Source organism: Corallococcus exercitus (assembly GCF_042231735.1).
Taxonomy (GTDB): domain Bacteria; phylum Myxococcota; class Myxococcia; order Myxococcales; family Myxococcaceae; genus Corallococcus; species Corallococcus exercitus_B.
Genome location: NZ_CP102577.1, coordinates 6,077,563 through 6,094,047, shown reverse-complemented (window position 1 = coordinate 6,094,047; position 16,485 = coordinate 6,077,563). Strand labels below are relative to the sequence as shown.

Annotated in this window: 15 protein-coding genes; 11 read left to right on the top strand and 4 right to left on the bottom strand. The window is 70.4% G+C overall.

From position 1 onward, the window contains the following. The first annotated feature begins 45 nt into the window (after positions 1–45). A complete protein-coding gene (locus tag NR792_RS24070; protein WP_375755017.1) occupies positions 46–2,004 on the top strand; it encodes a PAS domain S-box protein in 1,959 nt (652 codons plus the stop codon). After that, positions 1,994–3,916, top strand: a complete 1,923-nt coding sequence (locus NR792_RS24065) for an ATP-binding protein (RefSeq protein WP_375755016.1) — start codon at positions 1,994–1,996, stop codon at positions 3,914–3,916. Before NR792_RS24070 ends, NR792_RS24065 begins: the two co-directional genes overlap by 11 nt. A 21-nt stretch (positions 3,917–3,937) precedes the next feature. Here NR792_RS24065 and NR792_RS24060 read toward each other — a convergent pair whose 3' ends face one another. After that, positions 3,938–4,798, bottom strand: coding sequence for a hypothetical protein (locus NR792_RS24060; protein ID WP_375755015.1), 861 nt, complete (start codon positions 4,796–4,798; stop codon positions 3,938–3,940). A 314-nt stretch (positions 4,799–5,112) separates the two neighbouring features. On the opposite strand from NR792_RS24060, the gene NR792_RS24055 reads away from it, so the two are divergent. The 4 genes from NR792_RS24055 to NR792_RS24040 all read left to right on the top strand — a co-directional run bounded on the left by NR792_RS24055 (position 5,113) and on the right by NR792_RS24040 (position 7,880). Next, positions 5,113–5,856, top strand: coding sequence for a MotA/TolQ/ExbB proton channel family protein (locus tag NR792_RS24055; RefSeq protein ID WP_375755014.1), 744 nt, complete (start codon positions 5,113–5,115; stop codon positions 5,854–5,856). Positions 5,857–6,019: 163 nt separating this feature from the next. After that, positions 6,020–6,511: an ExbD/TolR family protein gene (locus NR792_RS24050; protein ID WP_375755013.1), complete on the top strand. Its 492-nt coding sequence runs from the start codon at positions 6,020–6,022 to the stop codon at positions 6,509–6,511. Between the two features lie 18 nt (positions 6,512–6,529). After that, positions 6,530–7,108 (top strand): ExbD/TolR family protein, encoded by a 579-nt coding sequence (locus NR792_RS24045; RefSeq protein ID WP_375755012.1) that lies wholly within the window; start codon positions 6,530–6,532, stop codon positions 7,106–7,108. A gap of 112 nt (positions 7,109–7,220) precedes the next feature. Then, the gene (locus NR792_RS24040) at positions 7,221–7,880 is read left to right on the top strand and encodes an HAD family hydrolase (RefSeq protein WP_375755011.1); all 660 of its coding nucleotides are present in this window, start codon (positions 7,221–7,223) and stop codon (positions 7,878–7,880) included. Between the two features lie 70 nt (positions 7,881–7,950). Here the strand turns inward: NR792_RS24040 and NR792_RS24035 are convergent, their stop codons facing one another. Beyond that, complete coding sequence (locus NR792_RS24035; RefSeq protein WP_375755010.1) at positions 7,951–9,084, bottom strand: fatty acid desaturase family protein; 1,134 nt, start codon at positions 9,082–9,084, stop codon at positions 7,951–7,953. A gap of 356 nt (positions 9,085–9,440) precedes the next feature. Between NR792_RS24035 and NR792_RS24030 the strand changes: the two genes are divergently transcribed. Further along, entirely contained in the window at positions 9,441–9,647 is a 207-nt protein-coding gene (locus tag NR792_RS24030; protein WP_014400218.1) for a cold-shock protein, read from the top strand. Between the two features lie 92 nt (positions 9,648–9,739). Continuing rightward, positions 9,740–9,931 (top strand): hypothetical protein, encoded by a 192-nt coding sequence (locus NR792_RS24025; RefSeq protein WP_207054606.1) that lies wholly within the window; start codon positions 9,740–9,742, stop codon positions 9,929–9,931. Between the two features lie 76 nt (positions 9,932–10,007). On the opposite strand, the gene NR792_RS24020 is transcribed toward NR792_RS24025, so the two are convergent. Beyond that, a complete protein-coding gene (locus NR792_RS24020; protein WP_375755009.1) occupies positions 10,008–10,256 on the bottom strand; it encodes a hypothetical protein in 249 nt (82 codons plus the stop codon). Positions 10,257–10,467: 211 nt separating this feature from the next. Between NR792_RS24020 and NR792_RS24015 the strand changes: the two genes are divergently transcribed. After that, on the top strand, positions 10,468–12,933 hold the full coding sequence (locus NR792_RS24015; protein ID WP_375755008.1) for an ATP-binding protein: 2,466 nt from the start codon (positions 10,468–10,470) through the stop codon (positions 12,931–12,933). Positions 12,934–12,940: 7 nt separating this feature from the next. On the opposite strand, the gene NR792_RS24010 is transcribed toward NR792_RS24015, so the two are convergent. Next, the gene (locus tag NR792_RS24010; RefSeq protein ID WP_375755007.1) at positions 12,941–13,531 is read right to left on the bottom strand and encodes a YqaA family protein; all 591 of its coding nucleotides are present in this window, start codon (positions 13,529–13,531) and stop codon (positions 12,941–12,943) included. Positions 13,532–13,647: 116 nt separating this feature from the next. Between NR792_RS24010 and NR792_RS24005 the strand changes: the two genes are divergently transcribed. Both NR792_RS24005 and nadE read left to right on the top strand, forming a co-directional pair. Beyond that, a complete protein-coding gene (locus tag NR792_RS24005) occupies positions 13,648–14,304 on the top strand; it encodes an LON peptidase substrate-binding domain-containing protein (RefSeq protein ID WP_375755006.1) in 657 nt (218 codons plus the stop codon). Positions 14,305–14,430: 126 nt separating this feature from the next. Continuing rightward, entirely contained in the window at positions 14,431–16,323 is a 1,893-nt protein-coding gene (nadE, locus tag NR792_RS24000; RefSeq protein ID WP_375755005.1) for an NAD(+) synthase, read from the top strand. The last annotated feature ends 162 nt before the right edge of the window (positions 16,324–16,485 follow it).

The following is a 16,485-nucleotide window of genomic DNA, read 5'->3' as shown; positions in this document are numbered from 1 at the left end:
GGTTGTGTAGACTCCGGGGCCCCTCGCTCCGGAGTCCTGCGCCCCGTGTCGGCCCCGTCGGAACCCGCCTTCGGCATCGTCCTGGTCCCCCCCGGGTCGGTGGCCCGAGAACCCCTGAACGCCTCCGCGGAACGCGCGGGCCTGCGCGTGGTGGACGACCCGGACGACGCCTCGCTGGCGCTGGTGGACCTCACCGCGCCCGGCTGCGGCCCCGCCGTGGTGGAGCTGCTCACGTCCCTCAACGGGCCGCACCTCACGCTCATCGCGGTGGTGTCCCCGGAGCCGCGCGGCTTCGCCGCCGTGGACACGCTGCGCCCCGCGGACATCGTCACCCACCAGGGGCTGCCGCACGAGCTCACCTGGCGCCTGCAGCGCGCCGCGGAGCGCCACCGCGAGCGCGAGGAGCAGGCCCGCAGCCAGACGGACCTGGCGCTGCTGCTGGAGCTCACCGCCGACTACGCGGAGAGCTCCGACGTGGAAGCGCTCCTGCACGGCGTGACGCGGCGTCTGGCGGAGCAGCTGGACATCGCGCGCGCCACGCTGGTGATGGTGGGCGGCGGCGTGGACGAGGGCGTCATCGTCGCCGCCAGCGACGACCCGGGCATGAAGGACCTGCGCATCGACCTGGCGCGCTATCCCGAAATCCGCGAGGTGGTGCGCACCGGCAAGCCCGTGGTGATGCAGGAGGCCGCCACGCACCCGCTGCTGGGCGACCTGGAGCGCCGGGCCGTGGCCGCGCGAGGCATCCACGCCATCGCCGCGCTGCCCCTGCCCATCCGGGGCCAGGTGCGCGGCGTGCTGCTCCTGCGCGCGGCCGGACGCAGGCGCGCGTTCAGCACGCGCGAAATCGACTTCCTCACCACGGTGGCCCACGCGACGGCGGTGGCGCTGCGGAGCGCGTCGGTGCTCCAGTCCGTGCAGACGGCGCGGCTGGCCGCGGAGGAGAAGGCCGCTTCGTTCAAGCCCTACCAGCTCTTCTTCGCCCACGTGAGCGAGGGCGTGGCCATCCTCGACGACGAGGCCGCCGTGCTGTCGCTCAACCCCGCGGGCGCGCAGATGCTGGACACGTCCGCGGGCGAGGCCCGGGGCAAGCACCTGAACCAAATCACGCAGCCGGTGGACGACGGCGTGCTGATGGAGCTGGTGACGTCCGCGTCGCGCGGCGAGGCGCGCATGGGCGTGGACGTGGTGGTGCGCACGCCCGCGGGAAGGTGCCTCACGCTGTCCATGTCCGCGGCGCCGCTGCGCGACGAGGACGCGGCCACCATCCTGTCCTTCCGCGACGTGACGCACGCGCGCAAGCTGGAGGACGAGCTGCGCAACACGAAGGACTTCCTGGAGCGGCTCATCGACTCGTCGGTGGACGCCATCATCGCGGCCGACCTGAAGGGGCGCATCATCCTCTTCAACAAGGGCGCGGAGGCCATGTGCGGCTACACCGCGCAGGAGGCCCAGGAGAAGCTCAACGCGCTCCAGCTCTACCCGCCCGGCGTCGCCCAGCGCATCATGGCCCAGCTGCGCGGGCCGGACCTGGGCGGCAAGGGCCGGCTGTCGCTCACGCGCCAGGAGCTGATGCACCGCTCCGGCGAGCGCGTGCCCGTGAACATGACGGCCTCCATCGTCTACGAGGGCGGCCGCGAGTCCTTCACCGTGGGCATCTTCACGGACCTCCGGGACCGGGTGCAGCTGGAGCGCAAGCTGTCGGACGTGGAGAACCGCCTGGAGGCGAGCGAGAAGAACGCCGTCATCGTCGCGCTCGCCGGCACCGCGGCCCATGAGCTCAACCAGCCCCTCACCTCCGTGATGGGCTACGCGGAGCTGCTCAAGCGCAAGCTCAAGGAGGAGGACTTCGCCTACAGGCCGGTGGACATCATCTACCGCGAGGCGGAGCGCATGGCGGAGATCGTCCGGAAGATCGGGAAGATCACCCGCTTCGAGGTGAAGTCGTACGTGGGGGCGCAGCAGATCCTCGACTTGGACAAGGCCAGCTCCCATGAAGAGTGAGGTCCGCGCCGTGCGTCCGTCCGGAACCCTGGCCCCCGACGCCTTCCAGGCCTTCTTCGACGCGCTCGACGAGCCCGCCGCCGTCTGCGACGTGTCCCTGCGCATCGCCGCCGTGAACCCCGCGCTGCGCCGCTTCTGCGCGGCGCATGACATCTCCGTGGACGTGCTGGCGGAGGCCCTGGCGAGCGCCGTCGCGCCGGAGGACGGGCAGTCCCACGAGGTCGACCTCGTGCTCCAGAGCGGCACCTCGCTGGTGCTCGCCCTGTCTCGCCGCGCGGACACCGTGGCGGTGCGCGCCCGCGTGGACACGGAGGTCATCAGCGGCCGGCTGGTGGTCGCGGAGCGGGCCCTGCTGGAGCAGGCGCGCACCGAGGGCGTGCTCCTGGACCTGGGCCGCAGCGTGGCGGAGGCCGGCGGCGAGGAGGAGCTGGTGGCCGCGGTGGCGCGCGGCGTGAAGGAGCTGTTCCCCGGCCGCGCCTTCTGCATCCGCATCGTGGACGCGCGCAGCGGCGGCCTCACGTCGCTCTACGCCGAAGGCCGCCTCAAGGAAGGCGCGCACGAGCCGCTGGTCCTCTTCCAGCGCTCCGTGGAGAAGACGAACCTGACCGTGACGGCGCTGCCGCAGGGGCGGGTGTCCATCTCCGAAGAGGTGCCGCTGCTCTTCCACGGCAGCACCCGCGCGGTGAGCGCGCCCCTGGTCGCGAGCGGCCAGCTCTTCGGCGCCATCAACATGGAGTACCCGGAGGGGCTGGACGCGGACCCCGCGCACGACGAGCGCGTGCTGCTCCAGCTGGCCAGCCAGGTCGCCGTGGCGGTGAAGAACGCGAAGCTCATCGACGAGCTGACGTTCGTGCGCAAGTACCTGGAGGAGCTGCTGGAGAAGGCCAACGCGCTCATCCTGGTGGTCAACCGGGACAAGCAGGTCGTGGTCTTCAACCAGGCCCTGAGCGCCCTCACCGGCCTGTCCAAGGACCAGGTGCTGGGCCGGGACCTGTCCTCGCTGGTGGCGTCCAGCGAGCAGCTGCGGCTGGCGCCCGTGCTGGCCGCGGCCATGCGCGGCGAGTCCGTGAACAACTTCGAGACGCGCCTGCTCACCCGCGACGGCGGCGAGGTGCGCGTGTCCTTCGCCACCTCCTCCATGCTCACCCAGCCCGGGGAGGTGGAGGGCGTCATCGCCATTGGCCAGGACGTCACGGTGGTGAAGGAGCTGGAGAAGCGCATCATCCACGCGGAGAAGCTGGCCTCCATCGGGCAGCTCGCGGCCAGCGTGGTGCATGAAATCAACAACCCCATGACGGCGGTGGCCACCTACGCGGACGCGCTCTTGCAGCGCTCGCGGATGACGCCGGGCGCGAACCCCGCGGACCAGGAGAAGCTGAAGAAGATCCTGGAGAGCAGCCACCGCATCCTGCGCTTCACCCGCGACCTGGTCAGCTACGCGCGGCCCGCGCAGGACCGGCCGGAGCGCGTGTCGCTCAACGCCGTCGTGGACATGGCGGTGGGCTTCTGCGAGCACGTCGTTTCCCAGGCCCGCGTCAGCGTGCAGCGCGAATACGCGAGCGACGTGCCGCCCCTGGCCGCCGTGCGCGCCAACCTGGTGCAGGTGTTCGTCAACCTCATCACCAACGCCTGCCACGCCATGCAGCCCGGCGGACAGGTGTACCTGTCCACGCTGCAGGAGGGCACGGAGGCGGTGGTGCGCGTGCGCGACACCGGCACCGGCATCGAGCCGCGCAACCTGTCGCGCATCTTCGAGCCCTTCTTCACCACCAAGCCCGAAGGCCGCGGCACGGGCCTGGGCCTGTCCATCTGCCAGGGCATCGTGGAGAACCACGGCGGGCGCCTCACCGTGGAGAGCACGCTGGGGCAGGGCACCACCTTCACGGTGCGGCTGCCCGTGGCGGCGGACTGACGGGACGGCGGGCGCTGCCTCTCAGCCCTCGCCGCCCTCGTCGTCCAGCTCGCGCCGGAACTCCTCGTTCGTGAGCAGGCCCTTGCGCGCCATGATGCGCATGAGCGCCCAGAAGCGGCGCTCCAGCTCCTCCAGCCGGTCCGGCTCCTCGCGCGCCGCCTGGCCGAAGAGGTAGTCCAGGTCGTCCAGCACGCCGCCCCCGGACGACGGCGCCTTCGCCTTGCCCTTGTCCCCCGAGCCCGCGCCGCCGCGCTTGCGCTTCGCCTGCTCCTCGCGCTCGCGGATGAGGTCCGCCAGCGACGTGCGCTGCGTCTTCTCCGCCGCCGGCAGCTCCTCGCCGACGATGACCTCCTCGTCGTCCTCCACGGCCGGACGCGCGGGTGCCGGAGCGGGTCTTGCAGGCGGACGCGCCGGGGCAGGGCGGGGGCCCGTGGCCACGGGGACCTTGTGGTAGTAGCGCAGGATGGCGCCGCGCACCGCGGACAGCGCCGTCACCCGGCCGCTCACCTTCAGGCCGCTGGTGAACTCGATCTCCTCGATGGCGGTGATGTTCAGCGGATCCGCCATGGCCACCACCAGCTGGCGCCGGCCGCCCACGTTCTCCAGCGCGTAGGGGAACAGGTCGTGCTGTTCGCAGAAGCGCGCGCGCAAGAGGTGCACCGCCGCCCAGTCCGGGGTGATCGCCGCCAGGTCCACCTGGGGCATCCCCAGGGCCTCACTGAGCGCCTGGGCGAGCGTGGCCTCCGTGATGGCGCCCTGCCCGATGAGCGTCACGCCCAGCCGCTGCCGCGTCTGTCGCTGCGCCGCGAGCCCCGCCTCCAGCTGGGCGGGGGTGATCGCGCCGCGTTCCACCAGCAGCTCACCAATGCGCTTCCTGGCCATGGTTTCCCCGCCTAGCACGGCATCCCAAGGTGCCCAAATCGCTGGCACGCCTGTTGCGCAAGCCACTGGAAAGGGCCCGTCGTGTGCCCTGGGGAGCGACTTGGCAAGCCGCGAGCCAACGCAAAATTCCTGTGAGATTTCAGTAACTAACGCTGAGGGTGCCTGCCTTGACACGCCTGGGAGCGGTTCCTAGACTCGGCGCCACCGTGATCCAAAATTCCTGCCGCTGACCTGGGTGGATGTCCACCCGGCCGGTAGCAGTGCGAAGCGGCCCGCAAGCGCGTGTCGCTCCGCTCATCTGGAGGCTTTCCGTGATGAACCTGGGGTTCGTAGCCAATCTGTCCGTCCTCGCCAACGCCGGCGGAAGCAATGAGACCTTCCTGCAGGAGCTGGGGCGCCGCTGGGAGTCCGGTCAGGCCGGCATGTACCCCATCGCGCTCTGTCTGGTGATCGCGCTTGCCATCATCGTCGAGCGCAGCATCGTCCTGTTCGGCAAGGCCTCCATCAACAAGGAAGGCTTCCTGCGCGGGCTGAAGAAGCACATCTACGCGGGCGACCTGGACAAGGCCATCAACTACGTGGCCGGCCAGAAGAGCACGCCGCTGACCAACGTCGTCAAGGCCGGCCTGATGAACGTGCCCAAGGGCCAGGAAGAGGTCCAGGCGGCGCTCGACGAGGCCAGCCTGCGTGAGACGCCCCGCCTGGAGGCGCGCACGGGCTACCTGGCGATGCTCGGCAACGCGGCGATGCTCGCGGGCCTCCTGGGCACGGTGAACGGTCTCATCACCTGCTTCGAGGCGGTGGCGAACGTGAACCCGGCCGACAAGGCCACCATTCTGGCGAACGGCATCTCGGAAGCCATGAACTGCACGGGCTTCGGTCTGCTCACGGCCATCCCGGCGCTCGTGGCCTTCTCCGTGCTGATGGGCCGCACCCAGGGCATCATCAACGACATCAACGAGACCAGCGTGTCCGTGCTGAACCTCATCGTGGCCAACCGCGACAAGTTCAAGAACCTGAACATCCCGGCCTCCGCTCACGCCCACGCCGAGGAGTAGTCCTCCTCGAGCCGTCGAGCGGTGGACGTGGAACCTGAAGTCCTGGCGCGCTGTCTGGAGACCCCGAGTCCAGGGGATGGCCGGTAGGGCGCGCCTTCCTTCGCAGTCTTCTTGAAACGTCGTTCGTGCGCGAAGAGCGCGGTAGGGTTGGGAGGTAGTCGCCATGGCCGGCGGAATGGACCTGGGCACCGGTGGAAAGGGTGGCAAGAAGCCGCTCGACACCGCCATCAACATGGTGCCCTTCATCGACCTGATGGCAGTGACCATCAGCTTCCTCATCATGACGGCGGTCTGGACCCAGATTGGCCGTCTCCAGGTGTCGCAGGCCGGCGGGGCCTCCACGGACGAGCAGGAGCAGCCGGAGGAGAAGCTCAAGACGGTGCAGCTCACCCTCCTGGTTTCGGCCACGGAGATGCGCCTCACCGCCGACCAGAGCGCCTTCGACCCCATTCCCCTCACCCGGGATGACAAGGGCCGTCCGGACCTGACCAAGCTGGTCGCGCGCTTCAAGGAGTTGAAGGCGCAGCTGCCGGACCAGGCCGCCATCACCCTTCAGACCGAGGACGCGGTCCGCTACGAGGACCTGGTCCGTATCATCGACGAGTGCATCGGCTCCGGGTTGCCCCAGGTGTCGGTCTCCGCGGCGATGGGCTAACAGGAGAGCACCCAAGCCATGGGCATCAAGGTTCCCGGAAAGCGGTACGGCAAGCGGCTGGAGCACTCCAAGGTCTTCGGCCACGGCGGTCACGGCAAGAAGAACGGCAACGCCGACCTGCTCATCACCCCGCTCGTCGACATGTTCGTCATCATCGTGCTCTTCCTCATCGCGAACTTCTCCGCGACGGGTGAGGTGCTGATGATGACCAAGGACATCGTCCTCCCCGAAGCGGTCAACGTGAAGGAAGTGGAGATGCACCCGGTGGTGATGGTGTCCAACGACCAGGTCAGCGTGTCGGGCACCATCGTGGGCCGGGTGGAGGACCTCACCAAGGACGAGTACCTCAACATCCCCGCGCTGGAAGAGAAGCTGCGGGACATGAAGAAGCAGTTCGAGGACCTGCACTCCATGGCCGGTGGTGGCGAAGCCTTCAAGGGCGACGTGAACATCCAGGCCAACAAGGACGTCCAGTTCAAGGTCATCAAGCGGGTGATGTTCAGCTGCGCCACGGCCGGCTACGGCAACATCAACTTCGCCGTCATCCAGGCCGGTGGCGCCGCGGCCGGTGAGAAGACCGCCGCCGTCACCCCGTAGGACAACAGCTTCGCGGCGGATCCCGGCCGGTTCCGGGGTCCGCGCTTTACAAAAGACGCCCTGACCCTCCGTGGGTCGGGGCGTTCGCGTTTCTGCTAGAGAAGCGCCCATCATGCTCCTGCGCGCCGTGCTCTTCGACCTGGATGGGACGCTGGTGGACTCGCTGGGGGACATCGCCACGGCGATGAACCACGCCCTCACGCAGCACGGCCTGCCGCCGCACCCGGAGGCCGCCTACCTGCGCTTCGTGGGAGAGGGCGTGGCGAAGCTCGCCGAGCGGGCCACCGGCGGCGCGGCCCCCGCGCTCCAGGGGCAGGTGCTGTCCACCTACCACGCCTACTACGACGCCCACCTGTTCGACCGCACGCGCGCCTACCCGGGCGTGGAGGACGCGCTGGTGGCGCTGGCGGCGGACGGCGTGCGGCTGGGCGTGCTCAGCAACAAGTCCGACGACTTCGTGAAGCGGCTGGCGGCCAGGCTCTTGCCGGGCGTGCGCTTCACGGCCGTGTACGGTGAGCGGCCGGGCATCCCTCGCAAGCCGGACCCCACGGCGGCGCTGGCCCTGGCGGCGGAGCTGGGCGTGGCGCCGGACGCGTGTGGCTTCGTGGGGGACACCTCCGTGGACATGGACACCGCGAAGGCCGCGGGCATGTACGGCGTGGGCGTCACCTGGGGCTTCCGCACGGCGGCGGAGCTGCACGCGCACGGGGCTCGCGCGGTGGTCTCCTCGGCGGGCGAGCTCCTGGCCGCGCTCCGGACCGCGGGCGCCTGAAAAGCAGCAGGGGCCGCCTCCTTCGTGAGGAGGGCGGCCCCTGGGGGCTACCGCGCGCCAGCTTCGTGGATCAGGCCGCCACGGCGAGGTCCGGCTTGGGCTGCTCCGGGACGACCTCCACCGCGGGCGGACGGCCCAGCCGCTTGAGCATCCGGTAGTGCGACGCCACGGCGCCGCGGAAGGTCACCGCCTCGATGTAGGGCAGGCCGTGCTCCTGGGCGGTGGCCTTCACGATTTCGCTCAGCGCCGGGTAGTGGATGCTGCACACCTTGGGGAACAGGTGGTGCTCCACCTGGAAGTTGAGGCCGCCCACGTACCAGCTCAGCAGGCGGTTCTTGCGGGCGAAGTTCGCGGTGGTGCGCAGCTGGTGCACCATCCACGCGTCCTCCACCTTGCCGTCCGTGTCCGGCACGGGGAAGTCCGCGTTCTCCACCACGTGGGCCAGCTGGAAGACGATGCCCAGGATGAAGCCCGCCGTCATGTGCATGGCCAGCTGCCCCACCACGAACTGCCACCAGGTGACGTCCAGCACCAGCCACGGAATCACCAGCGTCCAGCCGTAGTACACGGCCTTCATCGCCAGCAGGCGGGCCCACTCGGCGGGCGCGTGCTTCTTGTCCTTGTAGGGGCCCAGGTCCTTCTGGAAGAAGTACTTGTAGTCCTTCGCGAACACCCAGAAGACCGTGGTCAGCGAGTACGCCGTGAACGCGTACAGGTGCTGGAAGCGGTGGTACGGCTTCCACTCGCTGTGCGGCGACAGCCGCAGCTGCGGGCTCACCGTCAGGTCTTCATCCATGCCCTGGATGTTGGTGTATGTGTGGTGCAGGACGTTGTGGGTGATGCGCCACATGTAGCTGTTCGCGCCGATGAGGTCGAACGCGAAGCCCACCACGCCGTTCACCCGGGCGTCGTCGCTGTAGGAGCCGTGCACGCCGTCATGGCCGATGCAGAAGCCGATGCCCGCGATGGCCACGCCCATCAGCACCGCCAGGGCCAGCATGCCCCAGGCATTGAAGTGACCGCTGAGCAGCAGTCCGTAGACGCCCCCGGTGAAGCCCAGGATGGACAGGGCCTTCACGTACATGGCCTTGTTGGCCCGCTGCGAAAGGTTCCGGGTCTCGAAATATTCGGAGACGCGTCGCTTCAGGTCCTCCGCGAAGGAGGCATCGCGCTGGCCAAAGGTCACACGGGTCGGGTTTGTCACTGGGAGGGACGCCTCACGATTGGGGGCTGCAGGGGTGATTCCGGGACGGGGCATCCACGATAGGCCACGTCCGGGTGGAAGTGTTCAGGGCTGAAAACTATTCCGGAACACCGGGGACCCCTGGAGGTGTCACCCCTGGCTGCCTGGAGCGTCAGCCAGCGGGAAATGCACCGCCCCACGAAGGCGTTTCACCGCCAGATCGAGGTTGTTACCTTCGACGGCGTGGGAAGGGCCGGGAGTGGTTCCCGGCTCGACTTCATGCCTGTTCAGGGCTAAGGCGCGGTCTTCGCCCCAAAATTCGGGGGCGGGCAGTCCGGCGATTTCGCGGGGTTGCCAGTGGGACAAGGAAGCAGATCATGGCAAGTGGTACGGTGAAGTGGTTCAATGATGCGAAGGGCTTTGGTTTCATCACGCAGGACAGCGGTGGTCCGGACGTGTTCTGCCACCACACGGCCATCCAGTCGGACGGCTTCCGCACCCTGGCCGAGGGCCAGAAGGTGGAGTTCGACGTGAAGAAGGGCCCCAAGGGGCTCCAGGCGGAGAACGTCCGCCCGGTCGGCTGAGCCTACCGGCTCGGTTGCTTTTCACGCATCCACGAGGTCCGGCCTTGAAGGGGCCGGGCCTCTTTTTCGCTCAATGTTTCCCCGGAGGTTCCATGCAGGGAAGGTCCACGAAGCGGCAGAAGGAAATGGCGCGCCAGCAGAAGCAGCGCGAGAAGGACGCCAAGAAGGCCGAGCGCAAGACCGAGAAGGACAACCGTCCGGCGCGAGGGCCAGGCGAAGAGGATCCCGACATCGCCGGTATCATCCCGGGCCCGCAGCCGCTGCCCGACGCGTTCAACACCTGAGTCTGATGAAGCAACACCGCCCCGGCCCATGAGGGCACCGGGGCGGCGGTGGGCGAGGGGCCGGTGGGCCCCTTTTTCATGTCCGCGCTTCAGGCGCGCGTGCCTGGCCCATCCCGTATCTCAGCCGCTCCTTGTCCTCCGCGCGGTTGTACGCGGTGGCCGCGGCGATGATGTGGCACACCCAGCCGAGGATGCCTCCCGTGCCCAGCCAGAAGCCGGGCGTGATGATGAGCCAGAACACCCCACGCAGGATGTCACCGTTGTAGATCTGCCCCACGCCGGGGATGAAGAACGACAGCAGCGCAGCAAGACCGGGACGCGACATGGATTTCGTTCCTCCTTGCCCCTTCCTACGGTCCTGAAGGATGTCCATTGCATTGCCCGCCGGACACCGCCTGCCTGCCGGGCGGGCCTCCCCGCGGATGGGGTGCAACGCCCTGCGGTCCCCGCTAGCATGACGCATGTTCCTCCGGCCCTGGCGTCACGGCCCTGAAGGAACGGGGGGAGTCATCATCCAAGGTCGTTCTCAGGCCCGTGTGGCGGCGTTCCCGGTCCGGGGCCTCGTGGAGGTCCTCGCGCTGACGGCGGTGTACCTGCTGGCCGCGCGGGTGGCGCTGTCGCTGGCCGCGGAGACCAGCAAGATCTGCCCCGTCTGGTTGCCGTCGGGCGTGGCCCTGGGCGGGCTGCTGCTGCTGGGCGTGTCGCGCTGGCCCGCCGTGGCCCTGGGCGCGGGCGTGGTGGCGTACGCCATGGGCGTGACCCCGGGGGTGGGGCTGTCCGTCGTGCTGGGCTCCACGCTGGAGGCGGTGCTGGCTGCGCTGCTGTTCCGGCGGATGGAGGGCGCGCGGGAGCTGCACCGCGTGCGGGACGTCGTGTGGCTGGGCGCGGGCGCGGGGCTGGGGGCGCTCCTGGGCGCGGGGCTGGGCACGCTGGGGCTCGTGCTGGGCGGGGTGGTGCCCGCCGCGCAGTGGGGCCCTTCCGGCTGGCTGTGGTGGATGGCGGACCTGCTGGGCATGCTGCTGGTGACGCCCGCGCTGTTCCTGCGCCGCCCTCGGCGCGCGGAGCGGTCGTGGGAGGCGCTGCTGCTGCTGGCGCTGACGGCGGCGGTGTGCGTGGGCATCTTCGCCTTCCCTCGGCCGGGCTCCGGGGCGGCGCACGCGCTGATGTTCCTGCTCTTTCCGCTGACGGCGTGGGCGGCCCTGGGCTTCGGCCTCAGGGGCGCGGCGCTGTCGTCGCTCACCGTCGCGCTGGCGGCCATCGCCGGCACCGCGCGGGAGCTGGGGCCGTTCTTCACGACGGACCTGCCGCACCGGGGACTGGTGGTGCTGCAGCTCTTCATCGGCATCACCGCGCTGACGGGCCTGCTGCTCGCGGCGGCCCGCGCGGAGCGCCGCCAGGCGGTGGAGCTGCTGGAGCTCTTGGCCACCACCGTGCGCGCGGTGCACGAAGGCGTGCTCATCTGCGAGGTGCGCGAGCCGGGCGTGCTCACCACCGTGTTCGCTAACGAGGCCCTCTGCACGCTGGTGGGCCGGCGGCGCGAGGAGCTCGTCGGCGTGGCGCCCGGGGAGCTGCTGGCGTCCGGCGACGGCGGGGACCGGCAGCGGCTCCTGGAGGCGCTGCGCGAGGAGCGCTCGCTGCGCGCGGAGGTGACGCTGACGCGGCCGGATGGCACGCGCGTGTGGAGCGAGATGCAGCTGTCCCCGGTGCGCGCCAACGGCGAGGCCGTGACGCACTTCGTGGCCACCCACCGCGACGTCACCGCGACGAAGGACCTGCAGGCGCGGCTGGTGGCCGCCGAGCGCGTGGCGGCGGTGGGCACGCTGGCCGCGGGCGTGGGCCATGAAATCAACAACCCGCTGGCCTACCTGGCGCTGAACCTGGAGGCCGCCCGGCGCAGCCTCGCGGCGCAGGGCGCGGCGGCCCCGGAGGGCGTGCGCGACGCGCTCTCCAGCGTGCGCGGGGCCCAGGAGGGCGCGGAGCGCATCCGCCTCATCGTGAGGGACCTGCAGGTGTTCAGCCGCGAGGGCGCGCCGGAGCGCGGCCTGGTGGACCTGAACGCGCTGGTGCCGCCCGCGGTGCGCGTGGTGCTGCACGCCCTGCGCTCACGCGCGCGGCTGGTGGAGGACTTCGGGCCGGTGCCGCGCGTGCTGGGCAGCGAGGCGCGGCTGGGCCAGGTGTTGCTCAACCTGCTGGTGAACGCCCTGCAGGCCATCCCGGAAGGCGACGCCGGCCGCCACGAGGTGCGCGTGCGCACCGGCACGGACGCGTCCGGCCATGCGCGCGTGGAGGTGGAGGACACGGGCGGCGGCATCGCCCCGGACGTGCTGCCGCGCATCTTCGACCCGTTCTTCACCACCAAGGGCAGCGACGAGGGCACGGGCCTGGGGCTCGCCATCTGTCAGCAGATCGTCCGCACGCACGGGGGCGAGCTGCGCGTGCGCAGCGTGCCGGGCCAGGGCTCCACCTTCACGCTGCTCCTGCCGCCCGCGCCCGTGCAGAGCGCGGCGAGTCCGCCGCCCTCCCTGCCTTCGAAGCGCGGCGAGGGGGCTGCAAGGCCGGTGGCGGCCTCCGGGCGCAAGGGGCGGGTGCTCATCGTGGACGACGAGCCCCGGCTGGCGCAGTCCATGCGCCTCTTGCTGGAGCCTGCCCACGAGGTCGTCACCGTCACGCGCGGCGAGGACGCGCTGGCGAAGGTGGCCGGGGGCGCCGTCTTCGACGTGGTGCTGTGCGACCTGCAGATGCCGGGCATGGACGGCATCGAGGTGTACCGGCGGCTCCAGCAGGAGGCGCCCGCGCTGGTGTCGCGGGTGGTGTTCATCTCCGGCGGGGCGTCGTCGCCGGAGGCGCGCGCGTTCGTGGAGACCGTGGCCCGGCGGGTGCTGGAGAAGCCGGTGCGCCCGGACGTGCTGCTGGCCACGGTGGAGGAGGTGCTGGAGGAGGGCGGCACTCCGGAGGAGGAGGTGGCGGCGCGCGGCGCGGTGGGGGGCACGCGCCGCGGCTAGCCGCGCGTCAGACGCGCAGCCACTTGCGGGCGGTGGGGCCGAAGAAGCGCACCACGCTGCCCACCAGGAAGAAGCGCACCGAGCGGCCGATGACGGACGCCAGCAGGAACTGCTCCAGCGGCACCGACACCAGGCCGCTGCCGATGGCGACGATCTTGAACGGCGTGGGCAGGATGGAGCACAGCAGCGCCAGCACCCAGAAGTTCTTCCCCAAGAGCTCGCCCACCGTGCCGGACACGCCGAAGCGGTCCACGCGCACGTCCAGGTCGATGTGCAGGAGCTGCGTGATGCCCTCCCCCACGAACGCCCCCAGCCCGTAGCCGATGAGGCCGCCCACGAGGCTCGCCAGGGTGCCCAGCAGGCAGTAGCGCACCCACTTCCTCGGCTGGGCGAGCACCATGGGCACCAGCACCGCGAAGGGCGGGATGGGGAAGACGGACCCATCCACCACCGACACCGCCATCATCGTGGCGAGCGCGTGCGGGGTGGACGCGGCGGCCTCCACGCGCAGGTACATCCGGCGGTACCAGGACAGCTTCGGGGCATCAGCGGCCGGGGAGGCCGGGGCGGAAGGCGAGGAAGGCTCGGTGGAAGACATTCGGGGGCGCACCCTAGCGGAACCGGCGGCCCTTGCCACCGGGACGCCGGGCCCGGATGCCTGCCTGATTGGAATGCGCCCCCTGCCCCAGGGGCTTACACACGGGAAAGGTGACCATGCCCGCACAAGAAACCGTGGAACGCGCCATGGGCGCGCTGAAGGTGTTTCCCCTGCCGTCGGCGGTCCTTTTTCCGCACACCGTGATTCCCCTGCACATCTTCGAGCCGCGCTACCGGGCGCTGGTGAAGGACGCGCTCGCCACGGACCGGGTGCTGGCCCTGGGCCAGCTGGAGCCCGGCTGGGAGGGGAACTACGAGGGCCGTCCGCCGCTACAGCCCCTGATGTGCGCGGGCGTCATCGTCTGGGACGAGCAGGTGGAGGACGGGCGCTACAACATCCTCCTGCAGGGCGTCAGCCGGGTGCGGATGGTGGAGGAGCTGGCGCCGGGCACGCTCTACCGCCAGGTGCGCGGCCAGGTGCTGGTGGATCCGCCCTACACGGGGCCCGAGGAGGAGCAGCTGCGCCAGGCGGTCTTCGAGCTGGCCGGCCGGGTGCCGCCCTCGTTCGCGGAGAGCCTGCTGCCGGTGGCCGCGCGCACCGGGGGCGGCATGCTGGCGGACGTGGTGGCGTCCGCGCTGGTGCCGGAGCCCGGACGGCGGCAGGAGCTGCTGGAAGAGCTGGACGTCCGGCGCCGCCTGGAAGAGGTGCTGGGGGACGTGAGCGACCTCCTGGGCCAGCTCCAGCCGATGCGCCCCAGCGGGCCGCTGAACTAGCGGCCCGGGCGGGGCCCCGGGGAACTGAACGCACCAGGGCCGGGGGCCGCATCATCCGCTTGCCCTGGCCCCCACATGCGCGCATTGCTCGGGGCCTCACGCCTTCTTGAGGGAGAGCGACGCACCATGCGGCTCGTGAAGATTGGCATCGCCAGCGTCAACACCACCGTGGGCGCCTTCCAGGCCAACACCGACCGGGTGCTGGACCTGGCGAGGAAGATGGCGGCGGAGGACGTCACGCTGGGCGTCTTCCCCGAACAGGTCCTCGCGGGCTACCCCGCCGAGGACCTGGTCCAGTGGCAGGGCTTCATCGACCACCAGTGGCCGGAGCTGGAGCGCTTCGCGAGGGAGACCGCGTCGCTGCCCCTGGTGAGCATCCTGGGCGTGGCCGTGGCACTCCAGGGCGTGCGCCTCAACTGCGCCGCGGTGGTGGCGGGCGGCAAGGTGCTGGGCCTCGTGCCGAAGGAGAAGCTGCCCACGTACAACGTCTTCTACGAGGGCCGCACGTTCGGCCACGGCCAGCCGGGCATGGCGGAAGAGCACCGGGGCGTGCCGCTGGGGGACTACCTGTTCCAGTTCGACTTCGGCACGGTGGCGCCGGAGGTGTGCGAGGACATCTGGAGCGCGGACGGTCCCATGCGCCGGCGCTCGTACTCCGGCGCTGAATTGGTGGTGAACCTGTCCGCGTCCCCCTTCCGGCTGGGCTTCTGGGAGACGCGCCGCGAGCTCCTCGCCACGCGCGCGTCCGACCACCAGGTGACCATCGCGTACACGAACGCGGTGGGCAGCAACGACGGCCTCATCTTCGACGGTGGCGGCTTCATCAACCAGAACGGCCGCCCCGTGCTGGAGACGCCGCGCTTCCAGCAGGGCTTCTCCACCGCCGTGGTGGACCTGGACCGCACGCTGCGCCTGCGCACGGAGAACACCACCTGGCGCGTGGACAAGGAGGCGTGGGTGTCCGGGGGCGGCAAGCAGGTGCCCACCGTGGACTGCACCCAGGCGGTGAAGACGCGGCGGGAGAAGCTGCCCTATCCCGTGCCCGCGCACCGCAGCTTCTTCCTGCCCGCGCCGGACACCCGCCGCACCGCGCGCGTGGCGCTGTGCGAGGACATCCTGGACGCGCTGTCGCTGGGCGTGGGCGACTACTTCGAGAAGACGCGCGCCTTCAAGCTGTTCGGCATCGCGCTGTCGGGCGGGCGGGACTCGCTGCTCACGCTGCTCATCGCGCACCGGTACGCCAGGCGCGTGCGGCCGGACAACCCGGGCTCGCTCATCCAGGCGTTCTACATGCCCAGCCCGTACTCCAGCCAGCAGACGCGCGACGCGGCGGAGACCATCGCGCGTGAATTGGGCGTGCCCTTCCAGGTGGTCTCCATTGAAGAGGCCTTCGAGCGGGAGAAGGCCGCCGCCCAGCAGATGCTGGGCGAGGCGAAGCTCACCCCCATCACCGAGCAGAACATCCAGGCCCGCATCCGCGCGCAGCGCATGTGGAACTGGAGCAACTCCTGCGGCGGCCTGTTCCTGCAGACGGGCAACATGAGCGAGAAGTCCGTGGGCTACACCACCATTGGCGGCGACCTGATGGGCGCGCTCGCGGTCATCGCCAACGTGCCCAAGACGGTGGTGATGTACCTGCTGGACTACCTCCAGGAGACCACCGGCTACGAGGGCATCCGCAAGGTGCTGGCCAAGCCCGCGGGGCCGGAGCTGGCGCATGACCAGGTGGGCGAGGAGGAGCTGATGCCCTTCCCCATCCTGGACGCGTGCTTCTACCTGCACGCGGGGGAGAAGCTCACCCCGTCGGAGATGCGCACCGCGCTCACCGCGATGTTCCCGGAGGTGGACGCGCAGCGGCTGGGCGGCTACGTGGACCGCTTCGTGCGCCTGTTCCACCAGTCCATCTACAAGTGGGTGCAGGCGCCGCTGTCCTTGCACATCGGCAACCTGGACCTGGACCGGGAACGCGCGCTGCAATTGCCTGTCGTCACCGGTTCGGCGTGGCTGCGCGGCGCGTGAGCGCATTGCCTTTCAACGTCTGTCTTTGACGCTGGGCGGGGAGGCGTCCGGGCCCTCCGCCCCCGTGAAGTGGCTCTGGAACCACGCCTTCCCCCCTGGGGGGCGGGCGGGCAGGTCAGCTGTCTTTGACCTTCCGCGCAAGGCTTGCCGGATGTCCCTCGC

Bases quoted from the DNA above. Each gene is read 5' to 3' on its own strand.
- NR792_RS24065 (WP_375755016.1), top strand. From the start codon at position 1,994: ATGAAGAGTGAGGTCCGCGCCGTGCGTCCGTCCGGAACCCTGGCCCCC.
- NR792_RS24060 (WP_375755015.1), bottom strand. From the start codon at position 4,798: ATGGCCAGGAAGCGCATTGGTGAGCTGCTGGTGGAACGCGGCGCGATC.
- NR792_RS24055 (WP_375755014.1), top strand. From the start codon at position 5,113: ATGAACCTGGGGTTCGTAGCCAATCTGTCCGTCCTCGCCAACGCCGGC.
- NR792_RS24050 (WP_375755013.1), top strand. From the start codon at position 6,020: ATGGCCGGCGGAATGGACCTGGGCACCGGTGGAAAGGGTGGCAAGAAG.
- NR792_RS24045 (WP_375755012.1), top strand. From the start codon at position 6,530: ATGGGCATCAAGGTTCCCGGAAAGCGGTACGGCAAGCGGCTGGAGCAC.
- NR792_RS24040 (WP_375755011.1), top strand. From the start codon at position 7,221: ATGCTCCTGCGCGCCGTGCTCTTCGACCTGGATGGGACGCTGGTGGAC.
- NR792_RS24030 (WP_014400218.1), top strand. From the start codon at position 9,441: ATGGCAAGTGGTACGGTGAAGTGGTTCAATGATGCGAAGGGCTTTGGT.
- NR792_RS24025 (WP_207054606.1), top strand. From the start codon at position 9,740: ATGCAGGGAAGGTCCACGAAGCGGCAGAAGGAAATGGCGCGCCAGCAG.
- NR792_RS24020 (WP_375755009.1), bottom strand. From the start codon at position 10,256: ATGTCGCGTCCCGGTCTTGCTGCGCTGCTGTCGTTCTTCATCCCCGGC.
- NR792_RS24010 (WP_375755007.1), bottom strand. From the start codon at position 13,531: ATGTCTTCCACCGAGCCTTCCTCGCCTTCCGCCCCGGCCTCCCCGGCC.
- NR792_RS24005 (WP_375755006.1), top strand. From the start codon at position 13,648: ATGCCCGCACAAGAAACCGTGGAACGCGCCATGGGCGCGCTGAAGGTG.
- nadE (WP_375755005.1), top strand. From the start codon at position 14,431: ATGCGGCTCGTGAAGATTGGCATCGCCAGCGTCAACACCACCGTGGGC.